Source organism: Ignatzschineria indica (genome assembly GCF_003121925.1).
GTDB lineage: Bacteria > Pseudomonadota > Gammaproteobacteria > Cardiobacteriales > Wohlfahrtiimonadaceae > Ignatzschineria > Ignatzschineria indica.
This window is the reverse complement of record NZ_QEWR01000002.1, coordinates 302,237-319,796: the sequence shown is the minus strand read 5'-3', so window position 1 is coordinate 319,796 and position 17,560 is coordinate 302,237. Positions and strand designations below refer to the sequence as shown.

General features: G+C 40.6%; 12 protein-coding genes and 1 riboswitch. Of the genes, 7 read left to right on the top strand and 5 right to left on the bottom strand.

All coding sequences use genetic code 11. The annotated features are described in order from the left end of the window. Positions 1 to 41 precede the first annotated feature (41 nt). The 5 genes from DC082_RS01575 to clpP form a co-directional block, all read right to left on the bottom strand. On the bottom strand, positions 42 to 1,091 hold the full coding sequence (locus DC082_RS01575; protein ID WP_275665691.1) for a TerC family protein: 1,050 nt from the start codon (positions 1,089 to 1,091) through the stop codon (positions 42 to 44). Between the two features lie 219 nt (positions 1,092 to 1,310). Continuing rightward, a complete protein-coding gene (gene gshA, locus DC082_RS01570; protein WP_109235462.1) occupies positions 1,311 to 2,879 on the bottom strand; it encodes a glutamate--cysteine ligase in 1,569 nt (522 codons plus the stop codon). Between the two features lie 62 nt (positions 2,880 to 2,941). Further along, positions 2,942 to 3,613, bottom strand: a complete 672-nt coding sequence (rnt, locus tag DC082_RS01565) for a ribonuclease T (RefSeq protein ID WP_109235461.1) — start codon at positions 3,611 to 3,613, stop codon at positions 2,942 to 2,944. Between the two features lie 98 nt (positions 3,614 to 3,711). Beyond that, positions 3,712 to 5,025, bottom strand: a complete 1,314-nt coding sequence (gene clpX / locus DC082_RS01560) for an ATP-dependent Clp protease ATP-binding subunit ClpX (RefSeq protein ID WP_109235460.1) — start codon at positions 5,023 to 5,025, stop codon at positions 3,712 to 3,714. 162 nt (positions 5,026 to 5,187) lie between these two features. Next, positions 5,188 to 5,796 carry an ATP-dependent Clp endopeptidase proteolytic subunit ClpP gene (gene clpP / locus DC082_RS01555; protein WP_109235459.1) on the bottom strand — a complete coding sequence of 203 codons (609 nt, stop codon included), beginning with the start codon at positions 5,794 to 5,796 and terminating at the stop codon, positions 5,188 to 5,190. 441 nt (positions 5,797 to 6,237) lie between these two features. Here clpP and serC point away from each other — a divergent pair, with 441 nt between their 5' ends. The 7 genes from serC to DC082_RS01520 all read left to right on the top strand — a co-directional run bounded on the left by serC (position 6,238) and on the right by DC082_RS01520 (position 17,355). Then, complete coding sequence (serC, locus tag DC082_RS01550; protein ID WP_094568052.1) at positions 6,238 to 7,338, top strand: 3-phosphoserine/phosphohydroxythreonine transaminase; 1,101 nt, start codon at positions 6,238 to 6,240, stop codon at positions 7,336 to 7,338. Between the two features lie 406 nt (positions 7,339 to 7,744). Beyond that, positions 7,745 to 9,913 (top strand): carboxy terminal-processing peptidase, encoded by a 2,169-nt coding sequence (locus tag DC082_RS01545; protein ID WP_229821525.1) that lies wholly within the window; start codon positions 7,745 to 7,747, stop codon positions 9,911 to 9,913. A gap of 337 nt (positions 9,914 to 10,250) precedes the next feature. Beyond that, positions 10,251 to 11,348, top strand: coding sequence for a tRNA 2-thiouridine(34) synthase MnmA (gene mnmA, locus DC082_RS01540; protein WP_109235457.1), 1,098 nt, complete (start codon positions 10,251 to 10,253; stop codon positions 11,346 to 11,348). 255 nt (positions 11,349 to 11,603) lie between these two features. After that, entirely contained in the window at positions 11,604 to 13,451 is a 1,848-nt protein-coding gene (locus tag DC082_RS01535) for an ABC transporter ATP-binding protein (protein ID WP_109235456.1), read from the top strand. A gap of 78 nt (positions 13,452 to 13,529) precedes the next feature. Then, a riboswitch (M-box (ykoK) riboswitch) is annotated at positions 13,530 to 13,756 on the top strand. A gap of 481 nt (positions 13,757 to 14,237) precedes the next feature. Beyond that, positions 14,238 to 15,173: a magnesium transporter CorA family protein gene (locus DC082_RS01530; RefSeq protein WP_109235455.1), complete on the top strand. Its 936-nt coding sequence runs from the start codon at positions 14,238 to 14,240 to the stop codon at positions 15,171 to 15,173. A gap of 148 nt (positions 15,174 to 15,321) precedes the next feature. Next, positions 15,322 to 16,272: a magnesium transporter CorA family protein gene (locus DC082_RS01525; protein WP_109235454.1), complete on the top strand. Its 951-nt coding sequence runs from the start codon at positions 15,322 to 15,324 to the stop codon at positions 16,270 to 16,272. Positions 16,273 to 16,407: 135 nt separating this feature from the next. Then, a complete protein-coding gene (locus DC082_RS01520; RefSeq protein WP_229821524.1) occupies positions 16,408 to 17,355 on the top strand; it encodes a magnesium transporter CorA family protein in 948 nt (315 codons plus the stop codon). The last annotated feature ends 205 nt before the right edge of the window (positions 17,356 to 17,560 follow it).

The following is a 17,560-nucleotide window of genomic DNA, read 5'->3' as shown; positions in this document are numbered from 1 at the left end:
GAAATGAAAAAAGTCTCGCAGGTAGTACGAGACTTATGGGGTTAAGAAGATCGTTTTTTAGGGGGTATCATTAGAGATAAGATGATCGAACCCACTAAAGTTCCTAAAATAATTATTAAAGAGATCGTAATCGGGAAGTGGTAGTCGAAATAGAGGACCAACATCTTAATACCGATAAAGATCAAGATAATCGCCAAACCATATTGTAGTAGATGGAAGCGTTCTGCCATATCTGCTAAGAGGAAATACATTGCTCTTAATCCTAAAATTGCAAAGACGTTAGAGGTCATCACAATAAAAGGATCAGCAGTGATAGAGAAGACCGCCGGCACCGAATCGACTGCAAAGATGATATCGGAGATGGTAATTAAAACTAAAACGATAAAGAGCGGTGTTGCGTAACGAACTCCCTCTTTGACAATAAAGAAGTGCTCTTTTTGATACTCATCAGTTGTCTTAACAAACTTTTTAGTCCATTTGACGATCTTATTTTCACTCAAATCTGCCTCATCATCATGACCAAAGCACATCTTGATCCCGGTAAAGAGGAGGAATGCGCCAAAGACGTAGAGAATCCACTCAAATTTAGAGATCAAGAAGCTACCGATCAATACCATCACAACCCGCAAAAAGACCGCGGCTAAAACGCCATAGACTAAGACGCGGCGCTGATAGATATTGGGAACTTTGAAGAAGCTAAAGATAAGCAGAAAGATAAAGATATTATCGATCGAGAGTGATTTTTCAACGATATAGCCGGTCAAAAACTCAAGCGCTTTACTCGTTGCATATTCACTCGTTGTTGCAAATTCACTAGGAATAAGGATCTCTGGCGGCAACATATAACGGATATAACCCCAGATTCCCGCCATAAAGAGTAGCGCGACGGTAATCCAGATGAGCGTCCAGATCAAGGCCTCTTTTACGCTAACACGATGATCGCCACTAGCTTTGAGTGCAAACATGTCGATAAGGATCATCACGGCAACGACGATAGCAAAGATAGTATAGAGAAGGGGGGAGCCTAAGGAGTGAACCTCCTGCGCGATATGCGCAGTGGATTCGATTGTTTGTGCGACAACTTCAGTCACTGAGAAATACCTCTAAAAAAGGGTAGATAAATAAAGCGTAAGTTTATGGGATTTTGCTATCAAGGTCTATATCTTTAGTGAAAGGTAATTTAAGAAGCCCCTCAAGAGGTAAAGCGCGCAATTAAATCTCCCTAATTGCGCGAAAAATATCTACCAAATTGACTGATAGCTACATAGATAGTTCTAGATTCAAATTTTTAGATCCAAACTATTTAAATTTTAAGATTCAAATTGGAAATAGTGATCTAGATATTGCGCAAATGGGATTTGAGGTGAAGCTTCAATTGCTTGCTGTTTCTCCAGAGATCTGATGGCACTCTCTTCAAATGCAACGCGACTCTTCTCATCTAAAGGCTTGAGCTCTTTTTGATAGAGCTTTTTCGCCTGCGTTAAGAAAAATGTCTGATAAGGCGTACCACTCTCTTTGAGCGCAGTTAAAACCTGTTGTGAAGGGAGTAGGGAAGGATCTTCAACGCGTGCATACATCTTCTCAAGAGCTGTTTGATACGCTTCTCCTAATATAGGTGCCAAAGGTGTTAACCACTCTAATACCGCTAAAATAGAAGCTTTAAGAGTGCGAGTTGTTCCGGAAACATTAAATTCTTGAGCGAGATCTAATCCTCGCTTAGCAACTGCTTTCATATTTTTCTGATTATGCTCATACTCTTTTTGCGATAATTCCGGCGCATCGGTCAAGATAGAAGCTGTCATCAAAAGTTGTACAAAGCGCATCTCATCGATTCCAATACCCTCCGCTACGAGTGGGTTAATATCGATCGATCTCAACTCAATATACTCAATTCCACGGCGATTGAGCGCGGTTAGGAAGTTTTCACCAGGGCGCATAATCTGTTTTGGACGAACACTTGCGTAATACTCATTTTCGATCTGTAAAATATGGTTGTTGATCTGGTTATATTCGCCATTTTCTACCACAGGAATTTGAGAGAAGATATTGCATGGTGTGGTAATCGCAAATTGAATATTTTTGGTAAACTCTTCAATTGTGTTGAATGAGACATCAAAGTGGCACTTATTATTGCCATAACCGATATCAGAAAGGCGTAGTGATTCCCCTTGGTCAAGATAGCTATCTGTTTCATTAAGCGACGCAAAAGGATTCTCTTTCCCACGAAGAAAGCTCTTATCCATTACCGGCGATGCCCCTAAAAGAAAAGGAATCACAAAGCCATAGCGAGAGATATTGCGACAGGCATGGAGATAACGATCCGTCTTAAACTGCTGTAAGCTCATCTCTTTTATCTCTTGACGGTCAAATGCATTTTGAAATGCATCAAAGAGATGATCTTTTAAGGAGAAATTATAGTGAATGCCGGAGATAACCTGCATCATTTTGCCATAGCGAAGGCTCAATCCTTTGCGATAGAGGGACTTCATCTTGCCATCATTTGAATTGCCATAATGACCAATTTCGATCTCATCTTCCGATTCAATGAACGGGGGCATAGAATTAGGCCAAAAGATCTCATTATCTAACTTCTCTAAGACAAATCGTTGAATCTCACTGAGGTCTGCCAATGCTTTTTCAGGAGAATCCACAGGATCTGTGACAAATTCAAGCAGGGATTCTGCAAAGTCAGTGGTAATATTGGAGTGAGTTAATGCCGAGCCGATCGCTTTTGGATGCCCTTTATCACTAATTCTGCCTGTCTCTGGGTTGATTCGAAGAGTCTCTCTTTCGAGCCCAATATTAACCTCTTTGAGGGAGGATTGATGCTTTCCAAGGAGTGTCAGATTTTTCTCTAAACGGTCTAGTAAATTATCCATGCAAACGCTCTCTTATCGGTACTACGGGGTTGTTCATTCTGATTCTATTGCATCTATTGCGCCTATCGGGCATCAATAGGGTCATCATTAGGTTGAAACAGGGCGAGATTAAAGCCGACTTTCTCCTGCCATATATTGACTATATTACAAAATAGCTCTGCCGTCTTTTCTGTATCATAGAGTGCGGAGTGAGCTTGACTATGATCCCACTCAATGCCGGCAGCTTGAATCGCCCGTGCAAGCACTGTTTGCCCATAAGCAAGGCCGGCAAGGCTTACCGTATCGATGACGGAGAAGGGATGGAAAGGGGAGTTTTTAATGCCGGTCCGCTCGATTGCTGCATTTAAAAATGCAAGATCGAAATGGGCATTATGCCCCACTAAAATAGCACGAGTGCATCCTTTCTCTTTCAACGCAGCACGAACAACAGCAAAGACCTTCTTCAGTGCCTCTTTTTCAGAGATTGCAAAGCGGAAAGGGTTATCGATCTTGATGCCGTTGATCTTCATCGACTCAGGATTGAGAAGAAGCCCTTTCTCTGGCTCAATATGTGCAGAAACACTCTCTGCCATGGTGAGTTTACCCTCATCATTCATATCGATCACAACAGCAGCGATCTCTAAGAGGGCATCTGTTCGTGGGTTAACCCCACCTGTTTCCACATCAATAACGACGGGAAGAAAACCACGAAAGCGCATTGAGATGGGGGGAGGGGATTGTAAATGATCTGCCATAATCTTTGAAGAGTCTCTTCTTCCTTTTCTATTAAATCTTTTAAGTCGGTTTGGATCAGTCTGAAATTGATTATCAACACTTGATCTAATCTGATAAGTTACTTCGATGAAGTGCTCTTTTTAGAGGTGCTCTCCGTTGAAGTCTCTTTCTCATCGTTCTTTTGATGATCTTTGTGAAAAATAATCTCAGGCGCAACACCTTCTGTCACACACTTCTCATCGACAATTACCTTAGCAACATTATCGAGTGAAGGGAGTTCAAACATCGTATCTAAAAGTAGGTGTTCGATGATGCTTCTTAAGCCACGCGCTCCTGTTTTACGTGCTAACGCTTTTTTAGCGATCGCTCTTAAAGCAGATTCTGTAAATTCTAATGAGACATCTTCCATCTCAAAAAGATAAGAGAATTGCTTTGTTAAAGCATTTTTCGGTTCCGTTAAGATATTGACAAGCGCATCTTCATCTAACTCTTCAAGCGTTGTGATAACAGGAAGGCGGCCAATAAACTCCGGGATTAAGCCATACTTCGCTAAATCTTCCGATTCCACCTCAGATAAGAGTTGAGAGATATTCTTCTGCTCATCTTCTGCTTTCACCTCTGCACCAAAGCCGATCCCCCCTTTCGATTGTCGTTGTTGCACAATCTTATCAAGGCCAGAGAATGCGCCGCCACAGATAAAGAGAATATTGCGAGTATTAACATCGATCAACTCCGCATTGGGATGTTTTCGTCCACCGGTTGGCGATACTGATGCCGTTGTCCCTTCAATAATCTTCAAGAGCGCTTGTTGTACCCCTTCACCGGAGACATCGCGGGTAATAGAAGGGTTTTCACTTCTACGGGAGATCTTATCGATCTCATCGATATAGATAATTCCAGATTCTGCACTCTCCACATCAAAGTCACAGTTTTGCAGGAGACGAAGAACTATATTTTCAACATCTTCCCCGACATAACCCGCTTCAGTCAGTGTCGTTGCATCAGCGATGGCAAAAGGAACATTGAGCGTTTTTGCTAAAGTCTCTGCAAGAAGAGTCTTTCCTGATCCTGTCGGACCGATGAGGAGAATATTACTCTTGCTAAGCTCAACCTCTTTCGTATCAGAAAAACGCTCACTCTCTAGACGTTTATAGTGATTGTAAACAGCGACACTTAAGGTGCGCTTTGCATCTTCTTGACCAATCACATACTCATCAAGGTGTGCAAAGATCTCTTTTGGGGTAGGAAGGCTCTCATACTCCGCTTCAAGCTCAGCTTTAACATCTTCTACTACAAGATTATTGCAGAGCTCAATACACTCTTTACAGATATAGACACCATTTCCTGAGATAAGGCGTTCTGCTTCGCTCTGATCTTTACCACAGAAGGAGCATTCGATACTTTTTGTGGGTTTATCAGTTTTATTACTCATTGTGTGAATTCACTCCAATTCTTTCATTTATCAACGCTTGATATCATCATTCTTAAATATCGCATATCGCATATCGCATATCAGAGACTTCTTTATAGATCTGAATGACTCGATTTAATCCGATTGAGCACAATTTAAGAGATTCTCATGATGTTAATCTATTTAACGCTTAGTGACGACCTGATCGATCAAGCCATATTTGACTGCCTCTTCTGCACTCATAAAGTTATCGCGATCGGTATCTTTTTCGATCTGTTTAACTGTTTTGCCAGTATGATGCGCAAGGAGGGTATTGAGTTGCTTCTTAATTTTAAGCATCTCACGAGTATGGATCTCAATATCAGACGCTTGCCCCTGATATCCCCCGAGTGGCTGATGAATCATCACCCGTGAATTCGGAAGGGCAAAACGCTTACCTTTAGCCCCGGCAGTTAATAAGAATGCTCCCATACTGCAAGCTTGCCCTAAGCACATTGTTGATACATCAGGCTTAACAAACTGCATTGTATCGTAGATCGACATGCCGGCAGTGACAGATCCTCCCGGAGAATTGATGTAGAGATGGATATCTTTATTGGGATCTTCCGCTTCTAAAAAGAGGAGCTGCGCCACAATTAGGTTAGCCATATGATCTTCCACCTGACCGACCATAAAGATAATCCGCTCTTTAAGAAGTCGCGAGTAGATATCATATGAACGCTCTCCACGACCAGTTTGTTCAACAACCATAGGCACTAAACGCGCCATTTCAGTATCGATAATAGAAGACATTACGAATTTTCCCTCTGTGGTTTAAACCAATTAATCTCAATTAATCTCTTTCAAACGAGCCATTTTAGCAGAAAAGCAAAAAGCATTATGAATAATATTCAGATATTCTCAAATATCATTCCAATCTGCATCTGCTTAAGAAGTTTCGCAAAAATTATCTTGCCCTAAAGAGAGCCAAAGATCCCATTCCTCCACTTCAATTATGGATAAAATATCTCTGAAATCTCTCGCCCTTAGTAGTAAGATAGAGGTGATTTTTTAGATAACTTTTATACCATTTTTATTTGTACTATCTTTTTAATGCCTTAAGCATTCAGCACCTTATCGTCATGAGGTTATGAGACTTAAGCGTACTTTTCGTTAATTTGAACAACCTACTTAAGTAACTATTAAGTAACTATTTAAGTCACTAATTAAAGCAGAAACAGAGGATTAATCGCAGTGAGAGAGACATTCAATTTTTGTGCAGGTCCAGCAACAATGCCTTATAAAGTCTTAAAAGAGGCGCAAGCAGAACTTCTCGATTGGCAGAAGCAGGGCGCTTCTGTGATGGAAGTGTCCCATCGTAGTAAAGAGTTTGTGGCATTAGCAAAAGAGTGTGAGGCAGACCTTCGTGAGTTGCTCGATATCCCGGTAAACTACAAGGTTCTTTTTCTACAAGGAGGCGGTCTTTCACAATTTGGTTTAGTGCCTCTCAATCTATTAGGTGATCGTATTGGTGATGGTAAAACCACCGTTGATTATATAGAGACGGGGATCTGGTCCAAAAAAGCAGCCGCTGAAGGCGCTCGTTATGCAAAAAACAATATTCTCTATAGTGGTAAAGAGGAGGGCTATATCTCTGTACCAAAACAGAATGAGATCTCCCCTAATCCCAATAGTGCTTACCTCCATCTCTGTTCAAATGAGACCATCAATGGTGTTGAGTTCTTCTACGATATTAAAAATAGCCCCATTCCTGTTGTTGCGGATATGAGCTCTAATATCCTCTCCCGTAAGATCGATGTGAGTCAATATGGCGTGATCTATGCCGGCGCACAAAAAAATATTGGTCCTGCAGGTTTAACTTTAGTTATTGTAAGAGAAGATCTATTAGGAAATGCCTCTCCATATGTTCCTGATGCTTTGAATTATACGCTACAGGCTAAAAATGATTCCATGCTCAACACACCGCCAACTTTTGCAATCTACCTTATGAGCTTAGTGCTTAAAGAGCTTAAGGAGAAGGGTGGCTTAGAGGAGATCGAGAAGCTTAATCATAAAAAAGCATTCCTTCTCTACAATACTATCGATAATAGCCGCCTCTATCGTAATCGTGTGGATGTTGATGCCCGCTCAAATATGACTATTCCTTTTACACTCGCAGATCCTACCTTAGATGCACTCTTCTTAAAAGAAGCAGAAGAGAATCATCTGATCAACCTTAAAGGACACCGTAGTGTTGGAGGTATGAGAGCAAGTATCTACAATGCAATGCCGATTGAAGGCGTCATCGCTTTGACGAACTTTATGAAAGACTTTGAAGATCGCCACTACTCATAGTCCGTTCTCTATTCGTAATTCGTAATTCGTAATGAATATCTCTAAATGAGCCCTACAAGAGTCCTAAAATTATAGGACTCTCTTTTATTGGGTTTTATTGGGCTTTATTGAATTCTAGTGATCTTCAGCATTACCGATTACTTCTAAGTAGTGTAGGCAAAAAAGTTAAACAAAAAAGCTCGATTCCGCTATACTAAAACGAGTTTTATCAATTGAAATGGAACTGACAAGGGTGTTTATTGGTCACTCTTACAGATCATATTCCTTATTCTCTCGATGGTAGGGATATCTCTTATCGCACTGATTGCAAAAAGTATTCAGCAAAAAGATATATAGATAGATATATAGATATATAAAATATATAGATCTTTGATCAGCAAACATTTGCGAACTAATCAAACAGACAATGGATATAGAAAACGTAATGGTTAATGGGAAAAAATTTATCAAAAGCCGCTTTGCCAAATTAGTCGGTGGACTCTTTATCTCGTCAGCACTTCTATTTGGCCAATCGACAATCGCTGCAACCGATACACCAAAAACGCCGATTATCACGAAGCCTTCTTATAATGAGCAATTGATCAATTCTGCCCATACGGCAATTTTGGCACAATATCATTATGATCGTATCCCTATTGATGATGCACTCTCAGAGCGTATCTATACACTCTACCTTAAGGCGCTCGATCCACAGAAGGTCTTCTTCGTACAATCAGATATCGATCAATTTGAGCAATATAAGTATAGCTTTGATGACTTCATTCGCCGCTCACAATTAGAGATTCCCTATGAGATGTACCAACAGCTTCTGATCCGCATGGATGAGCAGTATGCTTTGGTCACCGATATCTTAGCTGAAGATTTTGACTTCGATGTGGATAAGAGTCTCGTTATTCAGCGCAAAGATGAAAATTTCCCCAAAGATAAGACCGAGATGCGTCAACTTTGGAAAGATCGTCTACAAAATGAGCTAATTAATCTCATGGTCACAGATGATACCTTGACCCTTGAAGAGGCGAAAGAGAAGCTTCAGAAGCGTTACAATGCTCGGCAAAAAAGAATTCATGATATGGAAGAGGGAGAGCTCTTTAGTCTTATTATGAATGTCGTTTCTCTCAGTTTTGATCCCCATTCTGGTTACTACTCTGCTAAACAGATGGAGCAGTTTAATATCAGTATGAGTCTATCACTGCAAGGGATCGGTACGGTTCTGCGCCAAGATGATGATTCCATCAAGATTGTAGAGGTCGTTCCTGGAGGACCTGCAGACTTGACTGGCCAGGTGCAGATCGGTGATGAGATTATCGGCGTTGCGCAGGGTGAAGATGGTGAGTTTGTCGATATTGTTGGGATGCGTCTTGATAAAGTGGTTGAGATGGTTCGCGGCGAAAAAGATACCGTTGTCCGTCTACAGATGATTGGCAATAAAGGAAAAGGCGCAGAAAAAATTGTTAAGATCGTTCGTGATACGGTCAAACTTGAAGAGCAAGAGGCGAAATCGAAAGTCTATCAACTCCCTTCTGAAAATGGTGAAGAGGAATATACTTTAGGCGTTATTACACTTCCGGCATTCTATAGTGACTTTGAAGGTAGTAAAAAAGGGATTCAAGACTTCAAAAGCACAACACGTGACGTTAAAAAATTACTACTTAAGTTGGTCAATGATGAGCATATTGATGGGCTCTTAATTGATCTACGCGGTAATGGTGGTGGATCTTTAACGGAGGTGATCGATCTCTCTGCACTCTTTATCGGTAGTGATAAGACCATTGTTCAAACGCGAGGATTTGATGGTCAGCAAGATGCACAATCGAGCCCTAATGAAGAGTTGATCTATGATGGTCCTATGGTGGTTCTAATCGATCGCTTAAGTGCTTCTGCCTCTGAAATTTTTGCCGGCAGTATGCAAGATCAGGGGAGAGCAATCATTGCTGGTCAAACCTCCTTTGGTAAAGGTACCGTTCAGACGATGATCGATCTTAGCCGAATTTTAGCAAAATCGACCAAACCAGGACAATCGAAAGTCACTATTGCAAAGTTTTACCGCGCAAATGGAGAGTCGACACAAGAGAAAGGGGTTGAGCCTGATGTAACGCTCCCTTCAATTTATGATCCTAATGAGATTGGTGAGTCGAAAGAGCTCTATGTGATGGCTTGGGATACTATCGATGCAGCTCCGGATTATGAGCCTTCTGTCGTTATTACAGAAGAAGTGACTTCCCAGTTGCAAAATAAGAGCAAAGAGCGCTTTAAAGAGGAAGAGAAGCATCAGATCTTTAAAAAACAGGCGAATAAGACATTAGAGCTCTGGAAGATCAATGAGATGAGCCTCAATCTTGATAAGCGCAAAGAGAAGCTTAAGCGCGAAGAGGAAGAGAATCTTCAATTGCAAAATAGAATGAGAGCTCTCTACGATTATGAACCATTAACACTTGAGCAGTTCCGTAACGAAGATGGTTCATACACAAAGCTCTTAAAAGAGACAGAGACCGATCTTCTACTTGAAGAGGGATTATTGATTCTCCGTGATTATATCGATCTTCTCGATGATGAAAAGAAGAGCGATAAACAGTAACGATATACTGTATCAATCAACAATAGAAATCAACGATAAAAATCAGCTATAAAAATGGTTAGCCTTCTATTTATATTATTCGATAGAATGCTAACCATTTATTTTTACAGCAACCAATATGATGGATCAACCACACTAAAATCAGTACTGTTGGAAGTCTGGGCTGTCAAAGTTTGTATTATTAATTTTATATCAATAATTTATATCAATAATTTACATTAATGATTTATATCGATGATTTATATCATTAAAATATCATTAAAGTATCATTAAAATTTATACTATTTAGATTTGTACCATTCATAGTAATGGGCTAAAAGAGTTGAGAGGCTAAGAGATGGAAGATATAAGAGGTAAACGTGTCATTGTAGGAATGAGCGGTGGAGTCGACTCCTCTGTAGCGGCGTTTCTCTTAAAAGAGCGGGGCGCTGATGTTCATGGCGTATTTATGAAGAATTGGGAAGAGGAGTTTGACCAAGGCTACTGTAGTGCGGAAGATGATCTTAAAGATGCAGAAGCGGTCTGTGAGACACTCGGCATTCCACTTCACCGTGTCAATTTTGCTAAAAATTATAAAGAGCGAGTATTTGATTACTTTATCGATACGTTGAAAGATGGGCTAACCCCTAATCCCGATGTTCTCTGTAATAAAGAGATTAAATTTAAAGCTTTTTTAGAGTATGCAGAAGAGTTAGGCGCAGATTATCTCGCAACGGGGCATTATGCTCGTGTTCGCCGGGAAGATGGCAAAGCTTATCTCTTAAAAGGTATCGATAATAATAAAGATCAGAGTTACTTTCTCTATCTACTCAATCAGCAACAGTTGATCAATACCCTTTTTCCGATCGGAGATTATGAGAAGAGCGAAGTGCGACAAATTGCTCTCGATAATCGCCTGATCACTTTTGATAAAAAAGATTCTACAGGGATCTGCTTTATTGGGGAGCGAGATTTTACCGACTTTATCATGCAATATCTCCCTACAGAGCCCGGCGATATGGTAATGCCTAATGGTGAAGTTGTAGCGCAACATCAAGGTTTAGCATTTTACACTATCGGCCAGCGACAAGGTTTAGGGATTGGTGGGCGTAAAGATTCTACAGGTGAGCCTTGGTTTGTGGCAGATAAAGATCTTGAAAAGAATCAATTGATTGTAGTACAAGGGGATCAAAAGGAGCTCTATGGAAGGGGTCTAATCGCTCGCGAGCTCCATCAAATTAATCCTATCAATTGGGAAGAGGTTAACCCTCGCTTAACGGCAAAGATTCGCTATCGCCAACAAGATGTTAAATGTGAGGTGACACTAGAGAAAGAGGGCAAAATCCGCGTCGATTTTAGAGAGCCGCAAAGAGCCATCACACCTGGGCAATCGATCGTCTTTTATGATGGAGATATCTGTTTAGGGGGCGCTTTTATCGAGCGAAAAATTGCCTAATCACAAGTTTCCAATCATAGCTAATTCATAGATGCATAGATGCATAGATGCATAGATGATTATCAGGGGAAATTGCTAGCTAAAGAGGCGACATTACAAGTCGCCTTTTTTATTCGACCTTTTTTTATTCAATCTCTATTCCTTACCCTCTAATTGATAATAGATATCAAATAAGGTACTCTATCAACTATCAGTCGAATATTATTAATCGAATATTTTTAGCACCTATTTTTCGTACTTTTATAATGGCCCTTTATGAAAATTCTCCAACGTTTTGAATCCCTTATCGACCCTTTTAAATCACACCCCGATAAGGCGCCTCCTAAAACGTTATTCGCCTTCTATTGGCACTATATTAGCCAGGTTAAATGGGTCTTTGTTGCACTCCTTGTGACAGGATTTTTTGTCTCAACATTGGAGATCTTTCTCTTTAAATATATTGGAGAGATTGTTGATCTTGTCGATAGTGTTCATACGCCGGCAGAGCTTTGGGAGAAGCACCATTGGACCTTTATTCTTATGCTATCGGTTATTCTACTCTTCCGCCCTTTAGCCTCATTTCTTCATAATCTTCTGATTAATCAATCATTAACGACTAACTTTACATCGATGATTCGCTGGCAACAGCACCGCTATGTCGTTAAACAGAGCCTTAACTTCTTTCATAGTAGCCTTTCTGGTGGGATTGCAAGCCGTGTCATGAATACCGGTCAATCGATCCGCAATTCAGTGATTATGTCTACCGACTCTATGTGGCGCATTGTGATCTATGCGGTTACAACGATTATTCTCTTCTTTGAGATGAATCCTTGGCTCGCACTTCCTATCTTAATCTGGATTCTGCTTTATACGCTGATTTTGCGTTATTTTCTCCCAAGAACACGTCACCGTTCCCATATCTCTGCAAAAGCACGCTCTCGTTTAATGGGCCATATTGTCGATAGTTATAGTAATATCACAACATTGAAACTTTTCTCCCATTCTGAAAAAGATGAGAATGATGCAAAATCGGTGATGCAGAAACAGACCGATGCCGCTCTTCGATCAACGCAGCTCTCAACGATGATGGATCTCACTCTGATGATTCTAAATAGCCTCTTAATTGCGACAACGATCATGCTCTCTATCTATCTTTGGGGCGCTTCTTTAATCACTGCGGGAGCAATCGCATTTACCATGAGTCTTGTTATTCGAATCAATACTATGTCAAGCTGGGTGATGCGGGTGATTAGCCATATTTTTGAAGATATTGGTAATGTTCAAGATGGAATTAAAGTGATAGCCCAATCACGAGAAGTACAAGACCATCCTAATGCCGAAATATTAAAAAATGTTACAGGCGAAATTACCTTCCGTAATGTCTCTTTTAATTACCACAAGGAGAAACCGATCTACCAGAATCTCAACTTGATGATTCATCCGGGAGAAAAAATTGGATTAGTAGGGCCATCGGGTGCCGGCAAAACAACATTAACGCAGATACTGCTACGACTCTATGACATCGATGCCGGTGAAATATTAATTGATGGTGAGAATATTTGTCACTTTACGCAAGATTCTTTACGGCAAAAAATTGGCGTTGTCACACAGGAGCCGACGCTATTTCATCGCTCTATCAGAGATAATCTGCTCTATGGGAATCCTGATGCGACAGATGAGATGCTCTATGAAGCTTTAAGAAAAACCCACGCAGATCAATTTGTCAGAGAGTTGATAGATCAATATGGGCAGAAAGGATTAGATGCTTTAGTTGGGGAGAGTGGAGTTAAGCTCTCAGGAGGTCAACGACAACGCATTGCAATCGCTCGCGTCTTACTTAAAAATGCTCCCATTCTCATTCTCGATGAAGCAACCTCTGCACTCGACTCTGAATCGGAGAGTGTGATTCAAGAGAATCTTGAGCAATTGATGGCAGGGAAAACGGTAATTGCCATCGCCCATCGACTCTCTACCATCGCCAAAATGGATCGTTTAATTGTGATGGAAAATGGCAAAATTATCGAGCAGGGTACCCATAATGCTTTACTTGCGAAGGGTGGACTCTACGCTTCTTTTTGGGAGATGCAAGCAGGCAAGATGAAAGAGGATGAAACGGAGAAATAGCGCTTAGAGTAAAATTCTTTTTATGAAAAGAGTTGACATCGATGCACTATTGAGTCTATGATCTCCTCCAACAAATTAGAAATACCTCGTTAGGTGAGGCTCCTGTACGGAGATATGCTACTGCCCAGAAACGTCCAAAGACGCCAACGGGTTTGAACAGAAACTATCGAATTAAGGTGGTTTATAACGTAGCTAGTCAATTGAGATAGATAGAATAAAGTAGGGGTTACCTTCCTCTCGCTTTCTCCTGATATCTGATTGATCTTATGCCGTACAGTGCTAAAGCTCAATGAATGGAGGATGATCAGACTTTCAGATCAATTGGTAGAGATAATCTCTCTATCGATCTCTTGTGAGTCGATTAAAAACGTATAACAGAGATCAGTATCTTGATACTATCTCTCTAGAAAGCGTGCCTTCATGATTGAGGGTACGCTTTTTTGCGTTATCGCTATAAAAATAAGCTTTAAAATTAAAGTTTAAAATTAAGCCTTAACAGATAAGCTGCGTTACCCTCAATAAGTTTTATTAGCTTATATTCATATATTTCGTGTATTCCGTTCGGATATTCGGATATTTGGATATTTGAATATGCGTTTTGATATGCGCTTTTATTAACTTTGATCATTTGATTGCTCTCAATTATTGCGCTCAATTGCACTTAGCCTTACTACCTAACTGATTATCAAAATTGTTCTCTTCCTCAATACTCATCAAAAGGGCAGTGATGCACTTTAAGCGTTATTGAGAAAGAGAGCAAAGGCATTCGCAGAAAGGAGTTTTATAATGACGATCTATCCAGCAGAGCATGGAATTTTACTCAATAACGCCAACAGATCTCAAGAAGCACAACGAGCAACAACGCTTTGGGTCAATCTAGTCGCGCCGAGTAAGGAGAAGGTCGATAGACTCCTTCACTCGCTCAATCTACCACTCGATACCCTCAATCAGCCTCGCGGTAGTCTGCAGAAAAAGATTGGCGATCTTCTTCTTTTAAGGCTTTATGTTCCTAAAAGAAATCTCCCATATTCTGCCATCCCTTACCAAGTGACCCTTTTAACAATTCTCATTAAAGGAAATCGAGTGATCACTATTTTAGAGGATGAAACACCGCTCTTGATGCATCTTGAGCATGAATATTTGGTAACGTGGGCTTTTGCCGATGTGACAAGCTTTGTCTATCGCCTTTTAGAGTTGACGACGGAGAGTTTTATTCTTGCAACAAAAGAGGTTGAGAGGGAGACAACAAAGATGGAAGATGAGCTCAAAAGCGCTTTTAACAACCAATCTGTCTATCAACTTCTCAACTACAATAAAAGTTTCCTCTTTTTTGCAAAAGCTTTAAAGCATAATCACAAACTTCTCAATCTGATTTATGAGCAGAGCACCCTAAAAGCAGATTATGAGCAGGATCTACAGCTCTCTGATCTTATTGTAGAAACGGCTCAGGCGGAGAATTTAGCTCGTGTCTATAATGCCAATTTGCGTAACTTGATGGATGCTTATTCTGCACTGATTGAGAACAACCTCAGCCTTTCAGTGCAATATTTAACGATCTTTATCACCATCTCAGCAATCCCGATGTCGATTGCTGCGCTCTACGGCATGAATACCCCCTTGCCATTTCAAGATGAACCTTACGCCCTAACGCTCTTAGGCATTATCACCGGCATCTTCATCGTGGGAGCACTACTCATCTTTAAGGTTAAAAGGATGCTTTAAAGCAACCTGCAATCGATAACACTCAATAGCATCCGGTAACAATCAGTAATAACCGATAATAATTAATAACAATCAGTAATAATCAATCTCGTGAGAGATCAAATTTAATCCGAACATTATAAATCGGCCCAGATAGAGGAGTAACATCATGTTAACCATCTACAAAAATAGCGATGAGCGCTTAATCCAAAAATCAGTCATTCATCCTAACCATCTCCTTCTTTTGATCGATCCTAATATGGATGAGATCAATCAGATGACGCGCCATTTTCAATTGCCGGCAAAATTCTTTACCGATGCCCTCGATCAAGATGAGCGACCCCGTTTAGAACGAGATGAGCATGGGTACCTTATTGTTCTCAATCTTCCGATTAAAAATCCCAAGGCAGGGGAGAAACATGAACCACCCTATATCACTCAACCTTTAGGGATCATTCATACCGATAGCAATCTCATTCTGGTAAGTCGTCAGCATCATCCTCTTATTGAGCAACTCATCAATGGAGAGTGTGGCGATTTCCAGACAGAGATGAAGACGCGCATCACACTACTGCTCTTTAAAGCGGTGGCAAAAGCGTATGATGATCATCTAGGGTATATCAATGATGCCGCGGCAGCATTGCAGCAGAAATTACGCGCATCCTACCAAAATAGAGAGCTCTTTAGCCTAATAGAATTGAGTAAAAGTCTAGTCTTCTTCTCAACTTCGCTCTCCGCTTTAGCCATTCTCTATCGCCAGATGATGCAAGGACGCACTTTTAAAATTCAAGAATCTGATCGAAAGCTGCTCGATACAATTTTAGTCGATATTGAGCAATCGGCCGAAGTTGCCGAGATGCGCCGAGAGAGCCTGAGTAACCTAATGGATGCTTATGCCGCAATTGTCCATAATAATCTCAACACCGTTCTCAAGGCATTAACCGCAATCGCCATTGTGATGATTATTCCTACAATGATTGGTTCGATCTTCTCAATGAATGTTGCGCTACCGAATGAAGATGATCCTGCGACTACCATTATCGTCGCCACCATCATGGCGGGATTGAGTCTACTGCTCATACTCTTTTTCTACTTTAAACGTTATCTCCGCCTACATTAATCGAGGAGTCGGGAAATCGAGATTGAAGAAAAAATTCTAAGATATAAGCAGAAATAGAAATAAGAAATAGAGATATCAGTAGACTCAGTAGACGTAAAAATAGAAGAAACAGCCAACAATATCGGAGGTATCACAATGATGCAGATCTATAAAAACCTTATTCGCAATAGCTACTACCATGAATCAGAGATCACGCAAGAGAACTGGGTAGAGGTGATTGCCCCCACAGCGGCAGAGCGCCTTAAGATGAATCGCCAATTGGGGATCTCCAGCCATTTTATTGCAGAAGCACTCGATCCTAACACTCGGCCGATGATTGAGAAGGGTGCCGGGATCACCTACATTATTATCCATGTTCCCACGGTGAATCGGGAAATTGAGAAAAATAGCGATGGTATTCGTTACCGGACCGTCCCTTTTGGCATCGTGCTGACGGGCTCTCACCTTGTAACAATCTGTAGTGTCGAGACGCCACAATTAAGGGAGAATTTTATTCGAAACTGCCAAGGTTTAGGGGCAGAGCGACTTATTCAAAATACGCTCGATCTTCTTCATCACACCGCACAACGCTATCTTAAATTGATGCATACCATGGAGCATGAGATCGCGGAAGCAGAAGAGGAGCTCTCCCGTTCATATCGCAATTCAGAGCTCTATACATTACTCTATCTTAATGATGGATTGCTCGATATGACAATCTCTCTTAAACAGATGTTACATCTTATGAGAAAGATTAATCATGAGCACCACCTAGAGCTCATTGCAGATGGACAAGAGTTATTTGATGACACTATTGTTGAGCTTGAGCAGGCTTACTCTGTTGCAGAGATTAACCAACTCAATGCTAATAATGTGATGGATGCTTATGGCAATATTATTCAAAATAATGTGAGCCATGTGGTTAAGCTTTTAACGGCAATGACGATTGTGCTCTCGATTCCAACATTAATTGCGAGCATCTATGGGATGAATGTTCCCCTGCCATATCAAGATGAACCGGAAGCATTTATGTTACTAATTGCAATCATGGTGGTATTAAGTGGCGTTGTTGCCGGCATCTTCTTCAAGAAGAGATTCTTCTGATATTTTAGATGGGATACTGATTTTAGAATAGATACTAAAACGATATATTAATAGCGATTAAAAGTAGATATTTAATCGAAACAATTTGATAAAAATAAAAGGCCCCAAAAGCTTTTTCAATAGAATAGTCAACTCAAAGATTCCTCTTTAACTTTTTCTTGATGTTGAATTGCTAATCTACTTTTGAATCTACTTTTGAGGCTTC

Excerpts from the sequence above, each read along its gene's own strand:
- DC082_RS01530 (WP_109235455.1), top strand. The coding sequence starts at position 14,238 with ATGACGATCTATCCAGCAGAGCATGGAATTTTACTCAATAACGCCAAC.
- rnt (WP_109235461.1), bottom strand. The coding sequence starts at position 3,613 with ATGGCAGATCATTTACAATCCCCTCCCCCCATCTCAATGCGCTTTCGT.
- mnmA (WP_109235457.1), top strand. The coding sequence starts at position 10,251 with ATGGAAGATATAAGAGGTAAACGTGTCATTGTAGGAATGAGCGGTGGA.
- DC082_RS01545 (WP_229821525.1), top strand. The coding sequence starts at position 7,745 with ATGGATATAGAAAACGTAATGGTTAATGGGAAAAAATTTATCAAAAGC.
- DC082_RS01520 (WP_229821524.1), top strand. The coding sequence starts at position 16,408 with ATGATGCAGATCTATAAAAACCTTATTCGCAATAGCTACTACCATGAA.
- gshA (WP_109235462.1), bottom strand. The coding sequence starts at position 2,879 with ATGGATAATTTACTAGACCGTTTAGAGAAAAATCTGACACTCCTTGGA.
- clpP (WP_109235459.1), bottom strand. The coding sequence starts at position 5,796 with ATGTCTTCTATTATCGATACTGAAATGGCGCGTTTAGTGCCTATGGTT.
- DC082_RS01535 (WP_109235456.1), top strand. The coding sequence starts at position 11,604 with ATGAAAATTCTCCAACGTTTTGAATCCCTTATCGACCCTTTTAAATCA.
- DC082_RS01525 (WP_109235454.1), top strand. The coding sequence starts at position 15,322 with ATGTTAACCATCTACAAAAATAGCGATGAGCGCTTAATCCAAAAATCA.
- clpX (WP_109235460.1), bottom strand. The coding sequence starts at position 5,025 with ATGAGTAATAAAACTGATAAACCCACAAAAAGTATCGAATGCTCCTTC.